Source organism: Vibrio sp. 1401 (assembly GCF_033340295.1).
Map to the genome: position 1 here is coordinate 24,916 of NZ_JAWOWF010000004.1, position 23,142 is coordinate 48,057.

A 23,142-nucleotide genomic window follows, 5' to 3' on the forward strand; every position below is an offset into this window, starting at 1 on the left:
TATATAGAAAGAATGGGGGGTTGGTCAAAGCCAGCCCCCCATGGTGTATTCAACAACCAATTACTACTTATCTTTCAAAGACAATATTAGTAATTTTAGTCAATTAGTCTAGAGTACGTTTAATTTCAACGATTTCGAAGACTTCGATTTGGTCACCAACGCGAACATCATTGTAGTTCTTAACGCCGATACCACATTCGTAGCCATTCTTAACTTCTTGAACGTCATCTTTGAAACGACGCAGTGACTCTAGTTCACCTTCGTAAATAACAACGTTATCACGTAGTACACGGATTGGGTTGTTACGCTTGATCACACCTTCTGTAACCATACAACCAGCGATAGCGCCCAGTTTCGGTGACTTAAACACGTCACGAACTTCAGCAAGACCAATGATCTCTTGCTTGAATTCTGGAGCAAGCATACCGCCCATTGCTTGTTTCACTTCGTCAATCAATTGGTAAATGATTGAGTAGTAACGTAAGTCAACAGCTGCGGCTTCAACAGCACGACGAGCAGAAGCATCTGCACGAACGTTAAAGCCAAGGATGATTGCGTTTGAAGCTTCCGCTAGTACTACGTCAGTTTCCGTAATACCACCAACACCAGAACCAACGATGTTCACTTTAACTTCGTCAGTAGATAGCTTAACTAGTGAGTCTGCGATTGCTTCTACAGAACCTTGAACGTCTGCTTTAAGTACAACGTTAAGTTCAGCAACTTCACCAGCAGTCATGTTAGAGAACATGTTCTCTAGTTTAGATTTCTGCTGACGAGCAAGTTTCACTTCACGGAACTTACCAGCACGGTAGTTAGCTACTTCACGCGCTTTACGCTCGTCACGAACTACTGTTGCTTCATCACCTGAAGATGGTACACCTGAAAGACCTAGGATCTCTACAGGGATAGATGGGCCAGCCGAAGTAATTTCTTTACCTAGCTCATCACGCATTGCACGAACACGGCCGTATTCTTGACCACAAAGAACGATGTCGCCTTTGTTTAGTGTACCTGATTGAACAAGTACTGTTGCAACTGGACCACGACCTTTATCTAGGCGAGATTCAACAACAACACCAGATGCCATGCCTTCAGCTACAGCTGTAAGTTCAAGAACTTCAGACTGAAGAAGGATTGCTTCTAGAAGACCATCGATGTTTGTACCCTGTTTAGCAGAGATGTGAACGAACATGTTCTCACCGCCCCACTCTTCAGGAATAACGTCGTATTGAGCAAGCTCGTTCTTAACGTTATCTGGGTTCGCGTCTTCTTTATCGATCTTGTTCACAGCAACAATTAGAGGAACGCCTGCCGCTTTCGCGTGCTGAATCGCTTCTACTGTTTGTGGCATTACGCCATCGTCTGCTGCAACTACAAGAACAACGATATCTGTCGCTTGAGCACCACGAGCACGCATTGCAGTAAACGCTGCGTGTCCAGGAGTATCAAGGAACGTGATCATGCCGTTGTCTGTTTCAACGTGGTACGCACCAATGTGCTGAGTAATACCACCCGCTTCGCCAGAAGCAACGTGTGTGCGACGGATGTAGTCAAGTGTTGACGTTTTACCGTGGTCAACGTGACCCATGATAGTAACAACTGGAGCACGTGGAACTGCTTCCGCGTTAGTGTCACGGTCAGATAGTACCGCTTCTTCCAGTTCGTTCTCTTTACGAAGAACTACTTTATGGCCCATTTCTTCAGCAACAAGTTGTGCTGTTTCTTGGTCGATCACTTGGTTGATAGTCGCCATAGCGCCCATCTTCATCATTACTTTGATAACTTCTGTCGCTTTAACCGACATCTTGTTAGCAAGTTCTGATAGAACGATCGTTTCGCCAATTACAACGTCTTGCTTAGCAACCGTTGCTGACTTATCAAACCCGTGCTGCATTGAAGTCGGCTTAGCAAGTTTGCCCTTACGACCTCTACCGCCACGTTGGTTGTTACGGCCACCGCGAGCTTGGTCGTCTTTACCCGAAGCTGCTTTTTTCTTCTTACGACGACCGCCTTCTACTTTGCGATCTGCTTCATCTTCGGCTTCACGTGCGTATTGTGAAGTCGTTACATGGTAATCTGTATCTTCCATATCACCCTTTTTCTCTTCTGCAGCAGACCAACGCTCTTTATTCTTTTCAGCCAATTCGCGAGCTTCTTCAAGCTTGCGCTGACTTTCCTCTTCAGCCTTACGCTTAGCTTCTTCTTCCTGACGACGTTTAAGCTCGTCGGCCTCTTTTCGCGCTGCTTCTTGCTTAATTTTCTCTTCAGCATCACGCTTTGCTTTTTCTTCAGCATTACGTTGTGCATTCGTATCTACGTCTCGCTTCGCTTTTTCTTCAGCTTCACGTTTCGCTTTTTCTTCCGCTTCACGTTTTGCAGCTTCTTCAGCTTCACGTTTCGCAGCTTCTTCAGCTTCACGTTTTGCAGCTTCTTCTGCTGCACGTTTTGCTGCTTCTTCTGCTTCACGTTGTGCTGCTTCTTCAGCTTCACGTTTCGCTTCATCTTCAATTGTGCTGCGCTTCACGTATGTACGTTTTTTGCGCACCTCAACCTGAACATTCTTACTCTTACCACCACCCGCGTTCACACTAAGTGTACTACGAGTTTTACGCTGAAGCGTAAGGCGAGTCGGCTCTGAATCACCTGATTTATCACCGTGTTCTTTCTTTAAATGAGAGAGAAGCTTCTGCTTCTCTTCATCAGTAACATTGTCAGAGCTCGCCTTTTTAATGCCAGCGTCAGCAAGTTGTTCAATCAAGCGGTCGACTGGCGTACCAATCTCATCACTCAGTGCTTTAACTGTTAATTGTGTCATGCCGCTTCCTCCTTGCCGAAAATTATGCTTCTTCGCCGAACCAACAGATGTTACGTGCGGCCATAATTAGCTCACCTGCACGTTCTTCGGTCAGGCCTTCGATACCTTCTAAATCGTCAATACCTTGGTCAGCAAGATCTTCCAGTGTCGCTACACCTTTCGCTGCCAATTTAAATGCCATCTCACGCTCAAGACCTTCAAGTGCAAGTAGGTCCTCAGCTGGTTCTAGACCTTCAAAAGACTCTTCTTGTGCTAGTGCGATCGTCGTTAGTGCATCTTTTGCACGTCCACGAAGCTCTTCGATTAGTTCTTCATTCAAACCATCGATTTCTAGTAGCTCGTTAACTGGCACGTATGCGATTTCTTCTAGCGTTGAGAAACCTTCTTCAACAAGAAGTTGAGCGAAGTCTTCTTCAATATCTAGGTACTTCATGAAGTTTTCAATAGATGCTTGTGATTCTTCAGCGTGTTTCTTCTGAAGATCAGCAACTGTCATAACATTCAGTTCCCAACCTGTTAGTTGAGATGCTAGACGCACGTTTTGACCGTTACGACCGATAGCTTGCGCTAGGTTGTCAGCTTCAACTGCGATGTCCATTGAGTGTGCATCCTCATCAACGATGATAGAAGCAACATCAGCTGGCGCCATTGCGTTGATAACGAATTGAGCTGGGTTATCATCCCAAAGCACAATATCGATACGCTCCCCACCAAGTTCGCCAGAAACAGCTTGTACACGTGCACCACGCATACCAACACACGCACCTACAGGGTCGATACGTTTGTCATTTGTTTTGACAGCGATCTTAGCGCGAGAACCAGGATCACGTGCCGCGCCTTTCAACTCGATAATATCTTCTGCGATTTCAGGCACTTCAACACGGAACAGTTCTGCCAACATTTCTGGCTTAGAACGAGTGATGAACAATTGGAAACCACGTGCTTCAGGCGCGACTTTGTAAAGAAGGCCACGTACACGGTCGCCTGGACGGAAGTTTTCACGAGGAAGTTGGTCATCACGCAGGATTACCGCTTCAGCGTTATTACCAAGATCAAGCACGATTGTGTCACGGTTTACTTTTTTCACGACACCAGTGATTAGATCACCTTCATTGTCGATGAACTGTTCAACGATTTGTGCGCGCTCAGCTTCACGAACTTTTTGTACGATAACTTGCTTAGCAGTTTGAGTCGTAATACGGTCAAACGTTACTGATTCGATTTCGTCTTCTACGTAGTCGCCAAGCTCGATTGAGTCATCTTCGTATTGCGCTGCTTCTAGTGAGATCTCTTTTGTAGGGTTCTCAACGTCATCAACAACTAACCAACGGCGGTAAGTTACAAACTCACCGGTTTTACGGTCAATGGCAACACGTACGTCGATTTCGATTTCGTATTTTTTCTTTGTAGAAGTTGCTAGAGCAATCTCAAGAGCCTCAAAGATACGCTCACGAGGTACCGCTTTTTCGTTCGATACCGCTTCTGCTACCGCTAAAATTTCTTTACTCATTGTATTTAGCCTCTAAGCTTAAACTTTTTTAGGGAACTAAAATTTAGGGATCAGGTTAGCTTTGGAAATGTTACTTAGAGCAAACTCTTCTTGCTGACCGTCTACAGTAATTGTCACTGTTTCGCCATCAACACCGTGGATAATACCTTTCCACTTACGACGGTTTGCTACAGCCATTTTCAATACGATGCTGACCTCGTGACCAATAAATTGCTCGTAATGTGCTGCTTTAAAAAGTGGTCTTTCTAAACCTGGAGAAGACACTTCTAGGCTGTAAGCAACAGAAATTGGATCTTCAACGTCTAAAACTGCACTAACTTGGTGGCTAACTTCTGCACAGTCGTCTACGTTAATACCATTTTCATGGTCAATGTAGATACGTAACGTTGAGTGCGCGCCTGCACGAATGAATTCTAATCCAACTAACTCATAACCTGATGCCGCTACTGGCGCGTCAAGCATTTCAGTAAGTTGTCTTTCTAAACCAGTCATTTAACCACTCCAGAAACAAAAAAAGGGCTCAGAGCCCAATCAAAAAACCAAGCAGTATCTGAGCTATTTCAAAAAGCTCAGATAACAAAAAACCCCGATAGTCGGGGTTTTATGCTGCTGGACCCTGATACGTTAAGAATAGCCAACAATTGCTTTTCTTAACTCGTAGTGTGGTTAGCACTACGCAAACTTGCCAATCTACGATTTCCTTTTAAAGAAAGAGATTGGTTGCGGGGGCCGGATTTGAACCGACGACCTTCGGGTTATGAGCCCGACGAGCTACCAAGCTGCTCCACCCCGCGTCCGACTTGCTGAGCATTATACTCGCAAACAAGTGATTTACAAGTTTGTAAATACATGGTGCCGAGAGAGGGACTCGAACCCTCACACCTAAGGCACTAGCACCTCATGCTAGCGTGTCTACCAATTTCACCATCTCGGCATCAAAACCTTACAGCTTATTGAGGAATTTCATCACCCGCTGGGGCAGGAACTTCACTCGCTGCATCCTTAACTTGTTCAACAACTGGTTGACCTAACGTTGGGTCTACCCATTGTGATTCAGTCTGGTGCGTAGACATACGACCAAGTAACAAGCTAACGATAAAGAATACGGTTGCTAAAATAGCAGTTGTTCGGGTTAAGAAATTACCCGAGCCGCCAGCACCAAACACTGTGTTTGAAGCACCAGCACCGAACGAGGCTCCCATATCTGCGCCTTTACCTTGTTGAATCAACACAAGGCCAATCACACCAAGCGCTGCCAACAGGTAAATCACAAGTAGAACTGAAAACATTTTTTCCACCTATGTTCCAAATTGTTGAGCCAGCGCCGTTCAAAAGAATAAATCATTATGAACAAGGCTAGCGACCTCCTAACGGGAGGCGGAGCAATACTAGCGAAAGCCAGTAACGCTGACAAGGGAAAATTAGTAAAAAATCAATGCCAATGCGTTAAGCGCTCAAAAAAAGAGCAAAAGATGCCCTTTTCATTCAAGACATGCTTTAACGCAATGATTAACAACTTGCTTTAACAGCCTCAGCGATTTTCAATGCTGAGTGTTGAACTAGTTCACCATCTTCGCCTTCCACCATAACGCGGATCAAAGGCTCAGTGCCAGACTTACGCAGCAGTACACGCCCTTTATCACCAAGTGTCGCCTCTACTTCAGCGACAGCGTTTAATACAGCTGTAGCTTCAAGAGGGTTACTTTCTCCTGAGAAACGGACATTTTCTAAAACCTGAGGATATAGTGTCATTCCTTGCGATAGTTCATATAAAGACATATCGCTGCCAATTACAGAAGCAAGTACTTGAAGTGCAGCAACAATCGCATCGCCGGTTGTGACTTTATCTAATAAGATCACATGGCCTGAGTTTTCAGCACCAATTTTCCAACCTTTTTCTAGCAGTTGCTCCATGACATAACGGTCACCAACAGCGGCACGTACAAACGGAATGCCTAGCTGCTTTAAACCATTTTCCATACCCAAGTTAGTCATTAGTGTACCAACAACACCACCCTTTAGCTCACCACGACGAAGAGCATCACGAGCGATGATATAAGCAATTTGGTCACCATCAACTTTGTTACCTAGGTGATCGACCATAATGATGCGGTCACCATCACCATCAAATGCGAGACCAAGGTGCGCTTGCTCTTCAACAACACGCTGTTGAAGTGCTCGTACGTCTGTTGCGCCCACTTTTTCATTAATGTTGATGCCGTTAGGCTCTACGCCCATAGCGATAACTTCTGCCCCAAGTTCTTTGAAAACATTTGGAGCGATGTGGTACGTTGCACCGTGCGCACAGTCTACTACGATCTTAAAGTTCGCAAGGCTCAACTCAGATGGGAAAGTACTCTTACAGAATTCGATGTAACGACCAGCTGCATCATTTAGGCGGGTTGCTTTACCAAGCTCAGCAGACTCCACACATTCAATTTCTTTATCTAACTCAGCTTCGATCGCCAATTCGATATCGTCAGGTAGCTTAGTACCCTCAGAAGAAAAGAATTTAATGCCGTTGTCGTAATATGGGTTATGTGATGCAGAAATCACAATACCAGCCTCGGCACGGAAAGTCTGAGTTAAATATGCCACAGCTGGAGTTGGCATGGGACCAGTAAATGTTGCTTTAAGTCCCGCAGCTGCAAGGCCAGCCTCTAGTGCAGATTCAAGCATATAACCTGAAATACGTGTATCTTTACCTATGATAACTTTCTTTGTGCCTTGTTTCGCTAGTACACGACCAGCAGCCCAGCCAAGCTTAAGTACGAAGTCTGGAGTGATTGGGTATTGTCCTACTTTACCGCGCACACCGTCAGTACCAAAGTAACGTCTTTCATTCGACATAAACTTTCCTTTATTATTTTTAAATATTGTTTTTCGTCATCTCAACAACTTTCATCGCTTCGATTGTCTCTTCAAAGTCATGCACGCGAATGATCTGCGCGCCTTTCATCGCGGCAATCGTAGCACAAACGACACTTGCGTTCGTACACTCAGCCGCTGGCTTGTCTAACAGTTTGAAGATCATGGATTTACGAGACATGCCAGCCAAAATAGGCAGGCCGAATTCATGAAACTTTTCAAGATGAGCAAGCATATGATAATTGTGTTCGATTGTTTTGCCAAAGCCAAACCCAGGATCGAGAATCAGTTGAGATTTATCAATCCCTGCTGCTTCACACGCCGCGATACGTTCTTCTAGAAAAGCCGACACGTCCCCCATTAAATCATCATAATGAGGGTCAACTTGCATGGTCCTAGGCTGACCTTTCATATGCATCAGACAAATTGGAAGGTTTGCTTCTGCTGCGACTTCCAGAGCACCTGGCTCTTGCAGCGAGCGGATGTCATTGATCAAATCAGCCCCAGCATCAATTGCTTGACGCATCACTTCTGCTTTACTGGTGTCAACGGAAATCCATACATCATATTTTTCACGAATGGCTTTGATTACTGGGACAACACGCCTAAGCTCTTCTTCCAAAGACACATCCGGTGCACCAGGTCTTGTTGATTCACCACCAACATCAACAATACTTACACCAGCCTTTATCATTTTATCAACTTGAGCAAGAGCAAGTTCAATTGAGTTGTATTTACCGCCATCCGAAAAGGAATCCGGTGTCACATTTAGAATGGCCATGACATGTGGACGCGAAAGGTCCAAAGATTTGTTATTTGCTGTAATCATCATCATAAACACAAAAACCCCGAGATAACTCGGGGTTTAATATTATCGATACTCTTTATTCAGAGTCTTTCTTTTCAGGCGCTTCGTTAGAAGTTGTTTCAGAAGAGCTAGGCTGTTCTGCATCTTTCGCAGTCTCCGTTGCTTCTTCTTTAACTTCTTGCTTTGCTTGAGGCTTGTCGCTGTCTTCTGGTTTGCTTGCTGAGTTATCACTCCAGCCCGCAGGCTCACGAATTTCAGCTTTGCGCTCCATTAAGTCATCAATCTGGCGAGCATCAATGGTTTCATACTTCATCAGCGCATCTTTCATCGCATGCATGATATCCATGTTCTCTTGAAGAATCTTCTTCGCACGATCGTAGTTGCGGTCAATGATCTGACGAACTTCGTCATCAATCAACTTCGCTGTATCGTCAGACACATGTTTAGTCTGAGTTACACTACGCCCTAAGAACACTTCGCCTTCATCTTCTGCATACAGCAGAGGGCCAAGCTTTTCAGAGAAACCCCATTGAGTAACCATCTTACGAGCAATATCTGTTGCGCGCTCGATATCATTAGAAGCACCGGTTGATACTTTGTCAGCACCGTAGATAAGTTCTTCTGCTAAACGACCACCGTACAAGCTAGAAATCATTGATTCTAGGTGTTGGCGAGACATACTCACGCGGTCCTGCTCTGGAAGGTACATTGTTACACCCAACGCACGACCACGTGGAATGATAGACACTTTGTACACTGGATCGTGTTCAGGAACCAAGCGACCAACAATCGCGTGACCCGCTTCGTGGTATGCGGTTGACTCTTTCACTTCCTCAGACATCACCATTGAACGGCGCTCAGCACCCATCATGATTTTGTCTTTCGCCAGTTCAAACTCAACCATAGAAACGTTGCGCTTGTTACCGCGCGCAGCAAACAGGGCTGCTTCGTTAACTAAGTTTGCTAGGTCAGCACCAGAGAAGCCTGGAGTACCACGTGCGATGAGAGAAGGCTCTACATCACCCGCTAGAGGGACCTTACGCATGTGAACTTTTAGGATCTGTTCACGGCCACGTACATCTGGAAGACCAACTACCACTTGACGGTCAAAACGACCAGGACGCAGTAGCGCAGGGTCTAGCACGTCCGGACGGTTAGTCGCAGCGATAACGATAATACCTTCGTTACCTTCGAAACCATCCATCTCAACGAGCATTTGGTTTAGTGTTTGTTCACGTTCATCATGACCACCACCAACACCTGCGCCACGTTGACGACCTACCGCATCGATCTCATCGATAAAGATGATACAAGGTGCAGCTTTCTTTGCTTGTTCAAACATGTCACGCACACGAGATGCACCAACACCAACGAACATTTCTACGAAATCAGAACCAGAGATAGTAAAGAATGGTACTTTCGCCTCACCGGCAATGGCTTTCGCTAGAAGCGTTTTACCCGTACCAGGAGGACCAACCATTAGAACACCCGTTGGAATCTTACCGCCCAGTTTTTGGAAGCGGCTTGGATCGCGTAGGTAGTCCACCAGTTCTTTCACGTCTTCTTTTGCTTCGTCACAACCAGCAACGTCAGCAAAAGTTGTCTTGATTTGTTCTTCGCTCATCATTCGAGCTTTACTCTTACCAAAAGACATGGCGCCTTTACCACCGCCGCCTTGCATTTGACGCATGAAGAAAATCCATACACCAATCAGTAAGATCATTGGGAACCAAGAGATGAAGATAGTACCAAGCAAGCTTTGCTCTTCTGGAGGCGTGCCTTGTACTTTCACGTTTTGGTTAATTAGGTCATCTAGAAGCTTTTGGTCATACACTGGCATGTAAGTGACCATTTTGGCACCGCCGCCACGACGAACAAAGCTAATTTCACCGTCTTTAAAAGTTGCTTCTTGAATCTGGCCTTGGCCAACTTCCTGTACAAACGTGGTGTAATCCACGGTTCTGCCATTGCTTTCTCCAGGGCCAAAGCTCTGGAATACCGACATCAATACGACGGCGATAACAAGCCACAGAATTAAATTTTTTGCCATGTCACTCAAGGTGTAAGCCTCTCGATAACTAATTGTAATTAAAGGTAGGGTACTACAGTTCATTAACTGTAGCTATAGTGTTAACACGCTCTCAAGAGAGCAAAATGGTTAACCTTTGTAACCAGTGGCTACGACGAAGACCTCTCGAGAGCGAGCTCGCGATGAGTCTGGTTTTCTAATTTTTACGGCTTTAAACATGTCTCGGACTTCTTTCACATACTGATCGAAGCCTTCCCCTTGGAAAACCTTTACGACAAAGCTACCATTAGGCGCTAGAACTTGTCGACACATATCTAAAGCTAATTCAACTAAATACATAGCGCGAGGTTGATCAACAGAATTGTTTCCCGCGATGTTAGGCGCCATATCAGACATTACTACGTCTACCATGGAAGGTTGGATCCTTTCTAGCAAAGCTTCCAATACCGCATCATCACGAAAGTCGCCTTGTAAAAAGCTAACGCCAGCAATCGGGTCCATAGGAAGCAAGTCACACGCGATGATCTGACCGCTGTCCCCTACTATCTTAGCAGCATATTGAGACCATCCGCCCGGCGCAGCCCCCAAGTCGACGACTGTCATTCCAGGCTTTAACAATTTATCTTTCGTTTGAATCTCATCGATCTTGAAATAAGCACGTGAACGGTAGCCTTTTTTTCGGGCTTCATTCGCGTATTTATCATCAAAGTGTTCTTTCAACCAACGACCAGAACTAGCCGAATGTTTTTGTTTACTCATTTTAATCCCAACAAGGCACAAATTGGAGCTATTGTTTTAATAGGCGCTACCTATTACTCAATAAATTATAGTCTTCAGCAATAGATGGCGTTAAAATAGCTTTTTTCAACCCTTATTTTAAAGAAAATTGGCCGCGTAATGAACCTAAGCACCAAACAAAAGCAGCACCTTAAAGGCCTAGCTCACAGTTTAAAACCTGTTGTGCTAATGGGCGCAAATGGACTTACAGAAGCCGTGCTAGCAGAAATTGAAATCGCTCTTAACCATCACGAACTTATCAAAGTAAAAGTTGCTTCGGAAGATCGTGAAACAAAACAGCTAATCATCGACGCTATCGTACGTGAGACGGGCGCTGAAAAAGTTCAGACTATTGGTAAAGTGCTTGTGCTATACCGCCAGTCTGAAGAGCGTAAAATCGAAATCCCTCGTAAGTAACTCTACTTACGTTGCTGAAGAAAAAAGGTCGCCTGAGGCGACCTTTTTGCGTTTTATCAGAGTAATAATGCAACTCCAAACGACTTAGATATATTCTACTCGGTCAATTTCGAAGTCTTTCGCGCCACCCGGAGTTTGAATAGCAACTTCATCGCCTTCCATCTTACCAATCAGGCCACGAGCAATAGGTGAGCTCACTGAAATGCGACCTGCTTTGATATCGGCTTCGTCATCACCAACGATTTGGTACGTTTTTTCTTCTTCGGTGTCGATATCAATCAAGGTTACGGTTGAACCAAAAATAACTTTACCCGTGTTCTCCATCTTCGTTACATCAATAACTTGAGCAACTGACAGTTTGTATTCAATGTCACGGATTTGTGCTTCACAAATGCCCTGCTCTTCACGAGCGGCGTGATATTCAGCATTCTCTTTTAAATCACCTAGCTCACGAGCTTCAGCAATTGCCTCTGAGATCTGAGGACGTAGTTTAAGTAGACGATCGAGTTCTGCACGTAGCTTTTGCTCGCCACGTAGTGTCATTGGAACTTTTTCCATTTTATAACCTCAAGCCCAAATGGGTCTTTGGACAAAAAAAGCCCACCCTGTCATAGGACTGGGTAGTGCGCTTAAAGATGTATTTCGTTTAGTGTAAACAAACTCCCGGACGAAATCATCTTAATTCGAAAGACAGCAAGACTATGCCTTTTCGGCATAATGATATAACTCACTTTTAGAGCGGCTCTAGGGCGAATCACCTTCTCAATTTATTGAAAAACAACACTGTTCATTACACCAAAAACCTCAAAAAAGATAAAAACTAATCAATGTCAGGCCAATGTCATTGCCAATAATTTCAATCAAAAACAGTAATTTAAATAAAAACAACGCACAATTGAACAGTGTTCATCATTGGGATTTATATCATTTTACTAACTCATACGGAAACTTTAGCAGTAAAACATGTCCAGCGAGTTGTTAGATCAATGGCTTACAAGTGCGAACTATATCGCTCAATTAGCCAATTTTGGACCAACAACTTGTGAGAGATCACCTCTCCCCCATACAACAATGATTATGGACAGCTAACTAGGACAAATAAGATGAAAAAGACTCTAATTGCTCTTTCTGTATCTGCAGCAGCTATGGCAACTGGCGTAAACGCAGCTGAACTTTACAACCAAGACGGTACTTCTCTAGAAATGGGCGGCCGTGCTGAAGCACGTCTATCTATGAAAGATGGCGACGCTCAAGACAAATCTCGCATCCGTCTAAACTTCCTTGGTAAACAAGAAATCAATGACAACCTATACGGTGTTGGTTTCTGGGAAGGTGAATTTGAGACTGCTCAAAACGGTACTGTAGACGGCGACGACAAGAGCGATCTAGAAACTCGTCTTGCTTACGCTGGTCTTGGCGGTGCTTACGGTGAGTTCGCATACGGTAAAACTGAAGGTGCACTAGGCGTTATCACTGACTTCACAGATATCATGGCTTACCACGGTAACTCTGCAGCAGACAAACTAGCTGTATCAGACCGTACAGACAACATGATGGCTTACAAAGGCCAGTTTGAAAACCTAAGCGTAAAAGCAAGCTACCGCTTCGCTGATCGTATGGAAAACAAAAACACTGGTGAGTACTACGACAACAAACAAGACGGTTACTCTCTATCTGCAATCTACGCTCTAGCTGACACTGGTCTTGAGCTAGGTGCTGGTTACGCAGATCAAGACAAAGCTAACGAGTACATGCTAGCTGCATCTTACACAATGTCTGATCTTTACTTCGCTGGTGTATTCACTGACGGCGAGAAAATGGAAGATTCAAACAACAGTAACACAGTTGATTACACTGGTTACGAGCTAGCGGGTGCTTACACTCTAGGCCAAACAGTATTTACAACATCATACAACAATGCAGAAACTAACAACGAAACTTCTGCAAACAACTTCGCTGTTGATGCTTCTTACTACTTCAAGCCTAACTTCCGTGGTTACATTTCTTACAACTTCAACCTGATTGATGCAGGTGACAAGTTTGGTTCAACTGACACTAGCAAAACAGTTGCAACTAAGATCGATGCTGAAGACGAGCTAGCTCTAGGTCTACGTTACGACTTCTAATTCCGGTCTTTGACTAGAATATCGAATGCCCGCTTTAAGCGGGCATTTTTTATACTTCATTTTAAGCAGCGCGCCTTTCTCTCGTGTCTCATTCATGAAGACATTTGAAGCATTTCTTTAGTTACCTAGCATATTGAAAGGACTTGCGTATACTCAATCACATAACTCACCTTAGAAAGTACCATTATGCGTTTACGTTGGCCCTTGCTCATATTCTCTTCATTACTTTCTGCTTTTTCACAAGCGTACCCTCATCAAGAGGTGTTGCCTGAAGGCGCCCGCATCAGTTTAGTTGCGGAAAAACTCAGTGAAAATGCTGAGCTTGACGGTGTTCATCCTACCGAACAACTGTTCCCACCAGCGAGTACATTAAAAATCGTCACCGCATTAGCCGCAAAGCTAGAACTGGGTGATAATTTCCGGTTTCGAACCAAGCTGGAAACGTCGAACTCAGATGCAGTGATTTACTTTGTCGGCGACCCAACACTCCAAACCAACGACTTAAAATCACTTCTCACTCTAGCTAAGAAAAATGGCTTAAAACGGATTAACGGTGACCTATGGCTCGATAACAGCGCATTCACTGGTTATAACCGTGCGGTGGGCTGGCCGTGGGATATCTTGGGAGTTTGCTACAGCGCTCCGGCATCGACCATCACACTCAATAACAACTGTGTACAAGCCTCTATCTATACACAAAAAGATGGTGGAACGCGGGTCTACGTACCAGAGCATCAACCTATTCGTGTCACAAGTACCGTAGAAACAGTTTCTAAAACCATTAAGAAAAGTCGTCATTGTGACTTAGGTTTAGTTGCAAATCCCGATAACAACTACAAGCTAACAGGGTGCTTGGTTGAAAGAGACAAACCATTGCCACTGAAATTTGCGGTTCAAGACCCTGAGCGTTACACCAGTCAAAGGTTGGCGACTTTGCTCAAGGAGCTCAACATTGGGGTATCAGGAAAGATTAGGGTCGGTACGGCGCCAGAAAAGCAGCGAAAGCTCATCGCAATGCATCAATCAAAGGCCTTACCAGACATTCTTGAAGATATGCTCAAAAACTCTGACAACTTGATTGCCGACACATTAACCAAAACACTTGGCGCTAAATTTTTCGTTCAGCCAGGCAGTTTTACTAACGGGACAGAAGCGATCAAGCAGATCATTTTCGCCAACACTGGTATTGATATTCGTAATGCGCGCCTAGAAGACGGCTCAGGACTTTCGCGAAATAACCGGATCTCCGCGACCAAGATGGCTGAAATGCTGCGCTATATTTGGAAGCATGAAAACGAACTCAAATTGATTGCCATCATGCCGAAATCAGGTGAATCCGGCACATTAAAGTACCGACAAAGTATGCGAAAACTTCCAATTAAAGGACAGCTGATAGCGAAAAGTGGCTCTATCTACGGGACTTACAATATGGCTGGATATGGCTTGGATAAAAATGGTCAACCTAACACCATTTTTGTTCAGTTTGTTTCAGACTACTTCCCAGAAAAACGGGACGACAACACTCCTGTCATCGCCCCGATTACACATTTTGAGCAGCTTTTTTACAATGACATTGTGAACTTTAGTCAGGCAATACCTAAGAAATAGTTCACCACGTTAAAGTAAATCCACATTCCTGAAATATCGACGATAGACGCAAGAACTGGACTCACCAATACGGCAGGGTCCAACTTGCAAGCTCGTGCAATAATTGGCAACAGCCCGCCCAATGTTGTAGAAATGGTGACTTGAATGAACAGCGCAACTGCTATTGCCAGAGCGATATCGGTCAGTTCAAAGCCTCCTGTTGATTGTCCTGCACTAAATAACATAATGCGTCCAATCATCACGATAGCGATTGCTAGCGCAATAAATAGAGCGACTCGGCTCTCTTTCCACAAAACTTCTAACCATTGGCGTTTTTTTAACTCTCCAGTAGCAAGAGCACGAATCACCAAAGTTGCTGCTTGTGTTCCTGTGTTACCACCAGCAGCTGCAATCACTGGCATGTACACTGCAAGTAAAACAAGCTGACTAAGGGTGTCCTCATACTGAGCGATGATCAAGCCTGACACTATCCCTAAAAGAGCCAGCGCAATGATCCATCCAATACGCTGTTTTACATGCCCTAAAACACTAGTTGATAAATAACCATCGGGTGTATCAACTTCAGACATATGCAGACCCAGTTGGTGAGCATAATGACGTGCGCGTTTGTCATGACCTGCTTGCTCAAGTTGAGCAATAAGACTATTCACATAGCCGACAGAGCAATGCTGTAAAATACCTACAGCCTCATCAATCGGCATAACCGTAAGCAAATGGACTTGTTGCTCTTGCTCATACTGCAAGAATGCATTGCGAGCTGCACCAATTTCTACTTCAGAAAAGTTTGGTGTTGTTTCAATAAAAGTGTTGTTCATTACCGTCATGGCGAATCTCCCGATTGGCATTGGTAACGACCATCGACAAAGCATGAAAAAGCCACTCTCGCACGCTAAAAGTCAGACAACAAATAAGATGCACAGAGAAAACCAATGCGAATGCACTGTCTATTCAGAATGTATGAAGGAAATAACGAGAAAAAATTAGAAAAGATGCCTCACCACTTAGGTAAGGCGGAGATCGCCAATACCGAAGCGGGTTATTTCGCTCCCTTAATCTTACTCACCCAACGACTGGGAGGATGGTCGGTATTGTTCATGTAAATCTCCGATAGCGCTGCCATTATTGGCAGCGCAAGTATAGTAGCAAAGTTCATCAGGTATGGAAGTTTTACTTTGCCGTTTTTGCTAAATTTTCATACAAAAAAAGCGCCCTTCGGACGCTTTCATTTGCAGTCATTATGGATTACTGAATAGTAATACGAGCAAATTTACGTTTACCTACTTGGAACACGTAAGTACCCGCTTCTGGAGCAAATTTGCTGTCCGCAATTTTTTCACCATCAATCTTCACAGCGCCCTGCTTAACCATGCGCATCGCATCTGACGATGATGGACATAAACCTGCTTCTTTCAACAGATTACTCACTGGGCGACCTGCGTCAAAGTCAAACTCTGGCATTTCATCAGGAATTTGGTTCTTCGCAAAACGGTTTACGAATTCTTGCTCTGCTGCATCGGCATCGGCTTCACTGTGGAAACGAGCAATAATTTCTTTTGCTAGCAATACTTTGATGTCACGAGGGTTTTTGCCCGCTTCTACATCAGCTTTGAATTGAGCAATCTCTTCCAGAGGACGGAAAGAGAGCAGCTCGTAGTAGCTCCACATTAGGTCATCAGAAATAGACATGATTTTACCAAACATTTCGCTTGGCGCTTCGCTGATACCGATGTAGTTGTTTGCTGACTTAGACATCTTCTTCTCGCCATCAAGGCCCACTAGAAGCGGCATCATCAGTACAACCTGAGGTTTTTGACCGTGAGACTTTTGCAGTTCACGACCCATTAGAAGGTTGAACTTCTGGTCTGTACCACCTAATTCAACATCCGTTTCCATTGCTACTGAGTCCCAGCCTTGTAGAAGTGGGTACATGAACTCATGAATAGCAATTGGCTGACCACCCGCGTAACGCTTTTTAAAGTCGTCACGCTCTAGCATACGAGCAACGGTTTGGTTTGCCGCAAGGCGAATCATACCTTCTGCGCCCAGTTCAGACAGCCACTCAGAGTTAAACTGAATTTTAGTCTTTGCAGGATCGAGAATTTTGAACACTTGCTCTTTGTACGTTTCAGCGTTACGCAATACGTCTTCGCGACTTAGCGGTGGACGAGTTGTGTTTTTACCTGTTGGGTCACCAACCATTGCAGTGAAGTCACCGATTAGGAACGTCACTTCATGACCTAGTTCTTGGAACAAGCGAAGCTTATTGAAAATAACCGTATGGCCTAGGTGAATGTCAGGTGCTGTTGGATCAGCGCCCAATTTAATACGTAGAGGACGGTCTTCTTTTAGTTTTGCGATTAACTCTTCTTCTGGAATCAGCTCTTCAACACCGCGCTTAATCTCGGCTAGTGCAGCTTCAATGCTCGCCATTCTTGTTCACTCCCACAGATTTGGCAAAAATATAATAGCTGAACATATTACTTGAATAGCGATGCATTTTGAAACACGTTAGACTAGGTAGTTGTCACTTTTTCCGTTTAATTTAGCAATCAAGTACCTCATGCATTCGATTTTTGTCCGACTTCCACTCTTGCACAAAGTATTGATCGGTTTTTTTAGTGCGTTGATTATCTTCGCGCTCTTCTTTTTACCTGATCCGCAAGACCTAGACCCGCAGCAGAGCCGATTAAAAGTTGGTCAACATTATCCTGTGCCAGTTTCCCTCGAACTCAGTGCACTAAATAGTTCATCGCCTGCGGTTCCCGCCGTGCTGCGCTGGGAGACATACAAGGTAAAAAATGGCGAGAGTGCTGCCATCTTATTTAGTCGCGTAGGGCTTTCTGCTCGTCTATTACATGAACTGGTGTCATCAGACAAAGAAGTAGAAAAACAGTTAACTCGGCTTCGACCTGGTGACCGATTGCAATTTGGCTTTGACGAAAATAACGACTTGGTGCAGCTAAGAAGGACACTAAGCGCGTTCGAGACTTTTCGTATCACATTAAAAGACGGCAAGTACGTTTCTGAAGTTGATAAGAAAGAAGTCGACTTCCAGTACAACTACGCAGAAGCCACCATCAAATCAAACTTTTGGAATGCAGGAATATCTTCTGGATTAAATGGTAACCAAATCATGGAACTGGCTGGCATATTTGGTTGGGACATCGACTTTGCTTTAGATATTCGTAAAAACGATAGCTTCCGAGTACTTTACCAAGAGGAAGTGGTAGAAGGAGAAGTAATCGGCCGTGGAAAAATCATTGCTGCGATCTTTAAAAACCAAGGCGATACCTTTACCGCAATATTGGATCAGAAAAGTGGCAAGTATTACGACGAAAATGGGCGTGCAATGAAAAAAGCATTCTTACGCGCGCCGTTGGATTTCCGTCGAGTTTCGTCTAACTTCAACCCACGCCGCTTACATCCAGTGACGGGACGCGTTCGTCCTCATAGAGGCACGGACTATGCAGCACCAGTGGGCACCCCGATTTGGGCGGCTGGTGATGGTGTCGTTCAAAAATCGTCTTACAACAAATTTAATGGTAACTACGTTTTCATTAAACATAGTAATACTTACATTACCAAGTACCTGCACTTAACCAAACGTACTGTACGAGCTGGTCAACGCGTTAAGCAAGGCCAAACCATTGGTACGCTTGGCGGAACTGGCCGTGTAACAGGCCCCCACTTGCACTATGAGTTCCTTGTGAATGGTGTCCATAAAAACCCACGCACGGTGAATTTGCCACAATCTAAATCCCTGACAGGCAAAGCGAGACAAACTTTCATGGCAAACGCGAAAGTTAGCATGGACAAGCTTGAACGCTACAGCAAACTGTTAGCAATGAAGTAAGGCAAGGTATTGAAAAGGGCAGCTTCGCTGCCCTTTTTGTTTTGTCGATATCATCACGATAAAGCTTACTGTTCAGAGTGATGCTCTCTCCCGAGCATAAGCAAACACGGTGTCAGAACTAACGTTAGCAAAGTCGCAAATGCCAAACCACCCGCGACAGCGGTCGCAAGCTGAGACCACCATTGAGTGCTTGGTGCGCCAAACTCCACTTTCTGATTAACTAAGTCGATGTTCATTTCTAACACCATTGGCAATAAGCCTAATATGGTGGTCACCGTCGTGAGTAAAACGGGTCTTAAACGCTGCACACCCGTACGCAAAATAGCCTCAGATTTTTCTAAGCCACGTTTACGCATCTGATTATAAGTATCGATTAAAACAATATTGTTGTTTACCACGATACCAGCCAACGCAATCACTCCAATTCCCGACATAATGATGCCAAATGGCTTTTGGAAAATAAGTAACCCAGCGAAGACACCAACGGTAGAAAACAGCACTGCACTAAGGATTAAGAAAGCTTGATAAAAGCTATTAAACTGCGTAATTAAAATCAAAGCCATCACACCAAGCGCGACAATAAAAGCATTTTGCAAGAATGCTGATGAGTTTTCCTGCTCTTCATTTTGACCCCGAATCTTATATTCAATGCCTTCTGGTAAGTCGAGCTGTTCCATTCCAGCGGCAATCTTAGGTAACTCAAGCGCCAAATTGTAACCTTCCACCATATCCGCTTTAATATTGATAACTCGATGACCGTCGACCCGACGAATAGTGTCTTGCTTATGATCTGGTTTGATTTGAGCAAAATTCGTAATCGGAACCAGACCAGCTGCCGTTTTCACTCTCAGTTGATCAAATCGACCTATGTCGCGCTTATCTTGCGGATAGCGCACCAAAATATCGACTTCTTCATCCGCATCATCGGGCAAATAATCGCCTATTTTCAAGCCGTTCGTAACAAACTGGACGGTATTCCCGACTAAAGTAGCATCCGCTGCAAAGCGAGAGGCGTCATCTCGCTGGATATCAATTTGCCAATCAATCCCTTCCTTATTAGTGGTATCACTCAAGTTGGTCAGTGCAGGATTACCATCAGCCCAATGTCGTACTTTTTTGGCTGCTTCATCTAACGCACTAACACTCAAATTTCGTGATGACACTTCAATCACGAGATCATGCTCGACAGGCGGTCCTGCGTCCGGGAATTTATACTCAAGTTCAACACCATAAAAGCGGTCTGTCGTCTCTTTTAGTTCCTCAATAATGGTTTTCACTTTGCGTCGATACTGCCAATCCACAGGCGTTATTTGAATCTGGCCAATCTCGTCCCCATTATCGCTCGATCCTGTGCGCGTGTAGACACTTTCAAACTCGTCATGACCGAGCATCACCTTCTCGATTTCGCGCATAACAACATCTTTTTCGTGAATAGACAGGTCACCATAAGAACGAACTTTAACGGTAAAAAAGGCAGGGTCCACCTCAGGGAAAAACTCTGCACCCAAGCCAGCTTTGTTGTAAGTGAAGCCGACACCTGCCGCTAGCAGTATCGCGCTGAGTAAGACTTTCCATGGATGACGAATCGCTACCGACAGAGTCTGGTAATAAAGCTTGGTAATGCCTGTCGCTTTTTCAAAGTTGCCGTTATGCAGCTCCACCATTTCTCGCTGAGCTTTCTGATTGACTACTTGAGGCTTGCCAATGATCCCACCGATGACAGGAACGAACAATAAAGCCATCATCAGCGAAGCGGCCAAGGTAGCAATTAAAGTAAGTGGTAAGTACTTCATGAACTCACCAGTGATGTCTGGCCAGAAAAGTAACGGAGCAAACGCAGCCAATGTGGTTGCTGTGGATGCGGTAATAGGCCAGGCCATTCGCTTTGCTGCATCTCGATAGGCTTCTTTACGTGGCGTTCCTTCTTGCATGCGCCGATCTGCAAACTCTGTCACCACAATGGCACCATCCACCAACATGCCTACCGCCATAATTAAAGCAAACAGTACGACGATATTGACCGTCAGCCCAAATACCGATAACACCAACAACCCAGTCAAGAACGATCCTGGAATAGAAATCCCCACGAGAAGCGCGGTCCTAACCCCCAATATGGCAATAATGACGATAACTACGAGGATAATTGCGGATAAGATATTGTTTTGTAGATCACTGAGCATCAATTTGACATCGTCGGATTGATCCCAAGTATATTTAACTTGCAAATTGTCGGGCCACTCGGCGCGCTTCTGTCCCAGAGCCAGTACTTCTTTTACCAGCTCAACCGTTTCAATGATGTTTTCCCCTGCCCGTTTTTTTACGTCCAAAACGATGGCAGATTCGCCATCTAAACGAGCAAAACTTTCAGGATCGCGAAATGCACGTCGTACTGTCGCCACATCGCCAAAAGTGATCACCTCTTTGCCATTCACCTTGATCGGTAGTTCAAGCACATCTTTCAGTGAATCAAAAACCGATGGGACTTTTACCGAAAAGCGTCCATACCCAGTATCGACAAACCCCGCAGCCACAACTCGGTTATTCAAGGCAATTAAATTATAGATGTCCGCTTGATCGAGACCGTAGCTTTCCATCAATAGCGGATCGACAACTATCTCCACGATGTCTTCGCGATCTCCTGCGATTTCAACCTCAAGAACCTGACGGAAACTTTCCAAACGATCACGTAACGTTCTGGCAATCTGAACAATGGTTCGCTCTGGTACGGTGCCATAGAGCACAACGGTCAAAACAGGCTCTTCAGATGCAAACGTGACTTCGTTTACCGTCGGCTCATCACTGTCCTCTGGTAACTTTGGCTTCGCAAGATCAACTGCATCACGCACATCTGCCATCGCTTTATCAAGATCCACTCCGACACTAAATTCCAGCGTCACCGAAGCATGACCTTCTGATGCCACAGAGGTCATCTCTTTTACGCCTTCAATTGAACGCAGCTCTTGCTCTATTGGACGAACCAATAAACGCTCGGCATCGACAGGAGAAATGCCTTGATGCCCAACAGAAACGTAGATAATAGGAATGGTAATATCAGGGCTCGATTCCTTGGGGATTGTGACGTAAGTAATGACACCTGCAATTAATATCATCACCAACAATGTCAGCATAGTGCGAGCACGAGATAACGCAGCATCAATCAGAGTGTACATAGGTGCTCCTTACTGCTCATTAGCCGCTTCAATAACTACGTCATCAACTTTATTGGCCAGTACTTGATCACCATCTCGCACAAAACCTTGTCCCAGCACGATAATGTCTACACGCTCTCCTAACCCAGAGAGCCACACACCATCATCCTCGGCCTTAACGAGTTGAATTGGAACAAACTCAACATGCTCATTACGCAGTGTCTTGACACCTAAGTTACCTTCTTCATCTAGTGCTAACATGGCAGCCGTAATCTTTACTGCCAACACTTCACTCAACGGCAGCTGTACTTCTGCGCTCATACCGGCAGGAATTCTTGCGTCTTGATTATCAATTTCGATTTCAATTGGAAATGTATTAGTAGAAGCAGAAGAAACACGTCCAATGTAGCGCACACGACCTTGATGATGCTGTTGGTTAATGGTTCTTACGTCGGCTTCTAGGCCTTCCTTAAGGTATTGTATATGCCGTTCACTGACATCGGCTTCAATCACTAAAGTATCCAAATCAATGACCGTCGCAATAGGGTCGCCAATCCCGACAAAATCACCTAACTCAACAAAGTGGTGATCTACGATGCCATCAAATGGCGCTTTAACTTCAGTATTTCTTAAAGCCGTTTGCACGTTACTCAAATTCGCACGTGCATCTACCAACGCTGCTTGCGCTGTCGCAAATGCAACCTCACCTTGCAGTCCTCGACTTTTTAGCGATTTAGCTGCATTAAACTCTTTTTCTTTAACCAACAGCATCGCCTGGGCTCGTTTAAGTTGAATGCCAAGGTCGCGCTTATCGATGTTTGCGATCACTTGTCCCTGTTTGACCGCTTGGCCTTTCTTTATGTTAAGACTGACTATTTTACCGGCAACTTCAGCGCCAAGACGCGCTTGACGATTGGGCGCTGTTCGTCCATACAATTCAATGGTTTTACTAGTAGGTTCGGCAAGAAAAGTATCAAACATCACCTTTGCAAGTGGTGTCGTGTTCGTGGATGTTGAAGAGTTAGGATGATCATCTTGTGCTTTGAGTTGGCCGATGGTTAGCCATGCAACAAGAAGTAAGACGAGGATAAGAGATACTAGCCAAGGGCGCTCGACAATTCGGCGTCCAAAAGAAAGTCCAGACATATAAAGTCCTTTTTATTATTTCTCTGCATATCTGCG

Annotated in this window: 17 protein-coding genes and 2 tRNA genes; 4 read left to right on the top strand and 15 right to left on the bottom strand. The window is 44.8% G+C overall.

Annotated features, from left to right (window positions below; genetic code table 11):
* Positions 1-103: 103 nt before the first annotated feature.
* From infB to rlmE, 10 genes are all read right to left on the bottom strand, one after another.
* On the bottom strand, positions 104-2,815 hold the full coding sequence (gene infB / locus R7Z77_RS03400; protein ID WP_005380086.1) for a translation initiation factor IF-2: 2,712 nt from the start codon (positions 2,813-2,815) through the stop codon (positions 104-106).
* A 22-nt stretch (positions 2,816-2,837) separates the two neighbouring features.
* Positions 2,838-4,325 carry a transcription termination factor NusA gene (gene nusA, locus R7Z77_RS03405; protein ID WP_005380084.1) on the bottom strand — a complete coding sequence of 496 codons (1,488 nt, stop codon included), beginning with the start codon at positions 4,323-4,325 and terminating at the stop codon, positions 2,838-2,840.
* A gap of 36 nt (positions 4,326-4,361) precedes the next feature.
* A complete protein-coding gene (gene rimP / locus R7Z77_RS03410; RefSeq protein ID WP_005386424.1) occupies positions 4,362-4,817 on the bottom strand; it encodes a ribosome maturation factor RimP in 456 nt (151 codons plus the stop codon).
* 225 nt (positions 4,818-5,042) lie between these two features.
* Positions 5,043-5,119: transfer RNA gene (locus R7Z77_RS03415), tRNA-Met, on the bottom strand.
* 56 nt (positions 5,120-5,175) lie between these two features.
* Positions 5,176-5,259, bottom strand: a tRNA-Leu gene (locus R7Z77_RS03420).
* 16 nt (positions 5,260-5,275) lie between these two features.
* On the bottom strand, positions 5,276-5,614 hold the full coding sequence (secG, locus tag R7Z77_RS03425) for a preprotein translocase subunit SecG (protein ID WP_005380080.1): 339 nt from the start codon (positions 5,612-5,614) through the stop codon (positions 5,276-5,278).
* Between the two features lie 220 nt (positions 5,615-5,834).
* Positions 5,835-7,175 carry a phosphoglucosamine mutase gene (gene glmM, locus R7Z77_RS03430; protein WP_005388992.1) on the bottom strand — a complete coding sequence of 447 codons (1,341 nt, stop codon included), beginning with the start codon at positions 7,173-7,175 and terminating at the stop codon, positions 5,835-5,837.
* A gap of 19 nt (positions 7,176-7,194) precedes the next feature.
* Complete coding sequence (folP, locus tag R7Z77_RS03435; protein ID WP_017820419.1) at positions 7,195-8,025, bottom strand: dihydropteroate synthase; 831 nt, start codon at positions 8,023-8,025, stop codon at positions 7,195-7,197.
* A gap of 52 nt (positions 8,026-8,077) precedes the next feature.
* Complete coding sequence (gene ftsH, locus R7Z77_RS03440) at positions 8,078-10,051, bottom strand: ATP-dependent zinc metalloprotease FtsH (protein ID WP_017635895.1); 1,974 nt, start codon at positions 10,049-10,051, stop codon at positions 8,078-8,080.
* Positions 10,052-10,159: 108 nt separating this feature from the next.
* Positions 10,160-10,789, bottom strand: coding sequence for a 23S rRNA (uridine(2552)-2'-O)-methyltransferase RlmE (rlmE, locus tag R7Z77_RS03445; protein ID WP_005388985.1), 630 nt, complete (start codon positions 10,787-10,789; stop codon positions 10,160-10,162).
* Positions 10,790-10,927: 138 nt separating this feature from the next.
* On the opposite strand from rlmE, the gene yhbY reads away from it, so the two are divergent.
* Complete coding sequence (yhbY, locus tag R7Z77_RS03450; protein ID WP_005380066.1) at positions 10,928-11,224, top strand: ribosome assembly RNA-binding protein YhbY; 297 nt, start codon at positions 10,928-10,930, stop codon at positions 11,222-11,224.
* A gap of 84 nt (positions 11,225-11,308) precedes the next feature.
* Here yhbY and greA read toward each other — a convergent pair whose 3' ends face one another.
* Positions 11,309-11,782 (bottom strand): transcription elongation factor GreA, encoded by a 474-nt coding sequence (gene greA, locus R7Z77_RS03455; RefSeq protein ID WP_005380065.1) that lies wholly within the window; start codon positions 11,780-11,782, stop codon positions 11,309-11,311.
* 545 nt (positions 11,783-12,327) lie between these two features.
* On the opposite strand from greA, the gene R7Z77_RS03460 reads away from it, so the two are divergent.
* Both R7Z77_RS03460 and dacB read left to right on the top strand, forming a co-directional pair.
* Positions 12,328-13,350 (top strand): porin, encoded by a 1,023-nt coding sequence (locus tag R7Z77_RS03460; protein WP_005380064.1) that lies wholly within the window; start codon positions 12,328-12,330, stop codon positions 13,348-13,350.
* Positions 13,351-13,536: 186 nt separating this feature from the next.
* Positions 13,537-14,958 carry a serine-type D-Ala-D-Ala carboxypeptidase gene (dacB, locus tag R7Z77_RS03465; RefSeq protein ID WP_017820417.1) on the top strand — a complete coding sequence of 474 codons (1,422 nt, stop codon included), beginning with the start codon at positions 13,537-13,539 and terminating at the stop codon, positions 14,956-14,958.
* On the opposite strand, the gene R7Z77_RS03470 is transcribed toward dacB, so the two are convergent.
* The gene (locus tag R7Z77_RS03470) at positions 14,937-15,782 is read right to left on the bottom strand and encodes a magnesium transporter (protein WP_005380062.1); all 846 of its coding nucleotides are present in this window, start codon (positions 15,780-15,782) and stop codon (positions 14,937-14,939) included. The genes dacB and R7Z77_RS03470 overlap by 22 nt on opposite strands.
* 418 nt (positions 15,783-16,200) lie before the next feature.
* Positions 16,201-17,388 carry a tyrosine--tRNA ligase gene (gene tyrS, locus R7Z77_RS03475; protein ID WP_017820416.1) on the bottom strand — a complete coding sequence of 396 codons (1,188 nt, stop codon included), beginning with the start codon at positions 17,386-17,388 and terminating at the stop codon, positions 16,201-16,203.
* Positions 17,389-17,518: 130 nt separating this feature from the next.
* On the opposite strand from tyrS, the gene R7Z77_RS03480 reads away from it, so the two are divergent.
* Positions 17,519-18,811, top strand: coding sequence for a peptidoglycan DD-metalloendopeptidase family protein (locus tag R7Z77_RS03480; RefSeq protein ID WP_033905576.1), 1,293 nt, complete (start codon positions 17,519-17,521; stop codon positions 18,809-18,811).
* A 65-nt stretch (positions 18,812-18,876) separates the two neighbouring features.
* On the opposite strand, the gene vmeK is transcribed toward R7Z77_RS03480, so the two are convergent.
* Both vmeK and R7Z77_RS03490 read right to left on the bottom strand, forming a co-directional pair.
* A complete protein-coding gene (gene vmeK / locus R7Z77_RS03485; protein WP_017820415.1) occupies positions 18,877-21,981 on the bottom strand; it encodes a multidrug efflux RND transporter permease subunit VmeK in 3,105 nt (1,034 codons plus the stop codon).
* A 9-nt stretch (positions 21,982-21,990) separates the two neighbouring features.
* Positions 21,991-23,106 carry an efflux RND transporter periplasmic adaptor subunit gene (locus R7Z77_RS03490; protein WP_005380030.1) on the bottom strand — a complete coding sequence of 372 codons (1,116 nt, stop codon included), beginning with the start codon at positions 23,104-23,106 and terminating at the stop codon, positions 21,991-21,993.
* Positions 23,107-23,142: the final 36 nt, after the last annotated feature.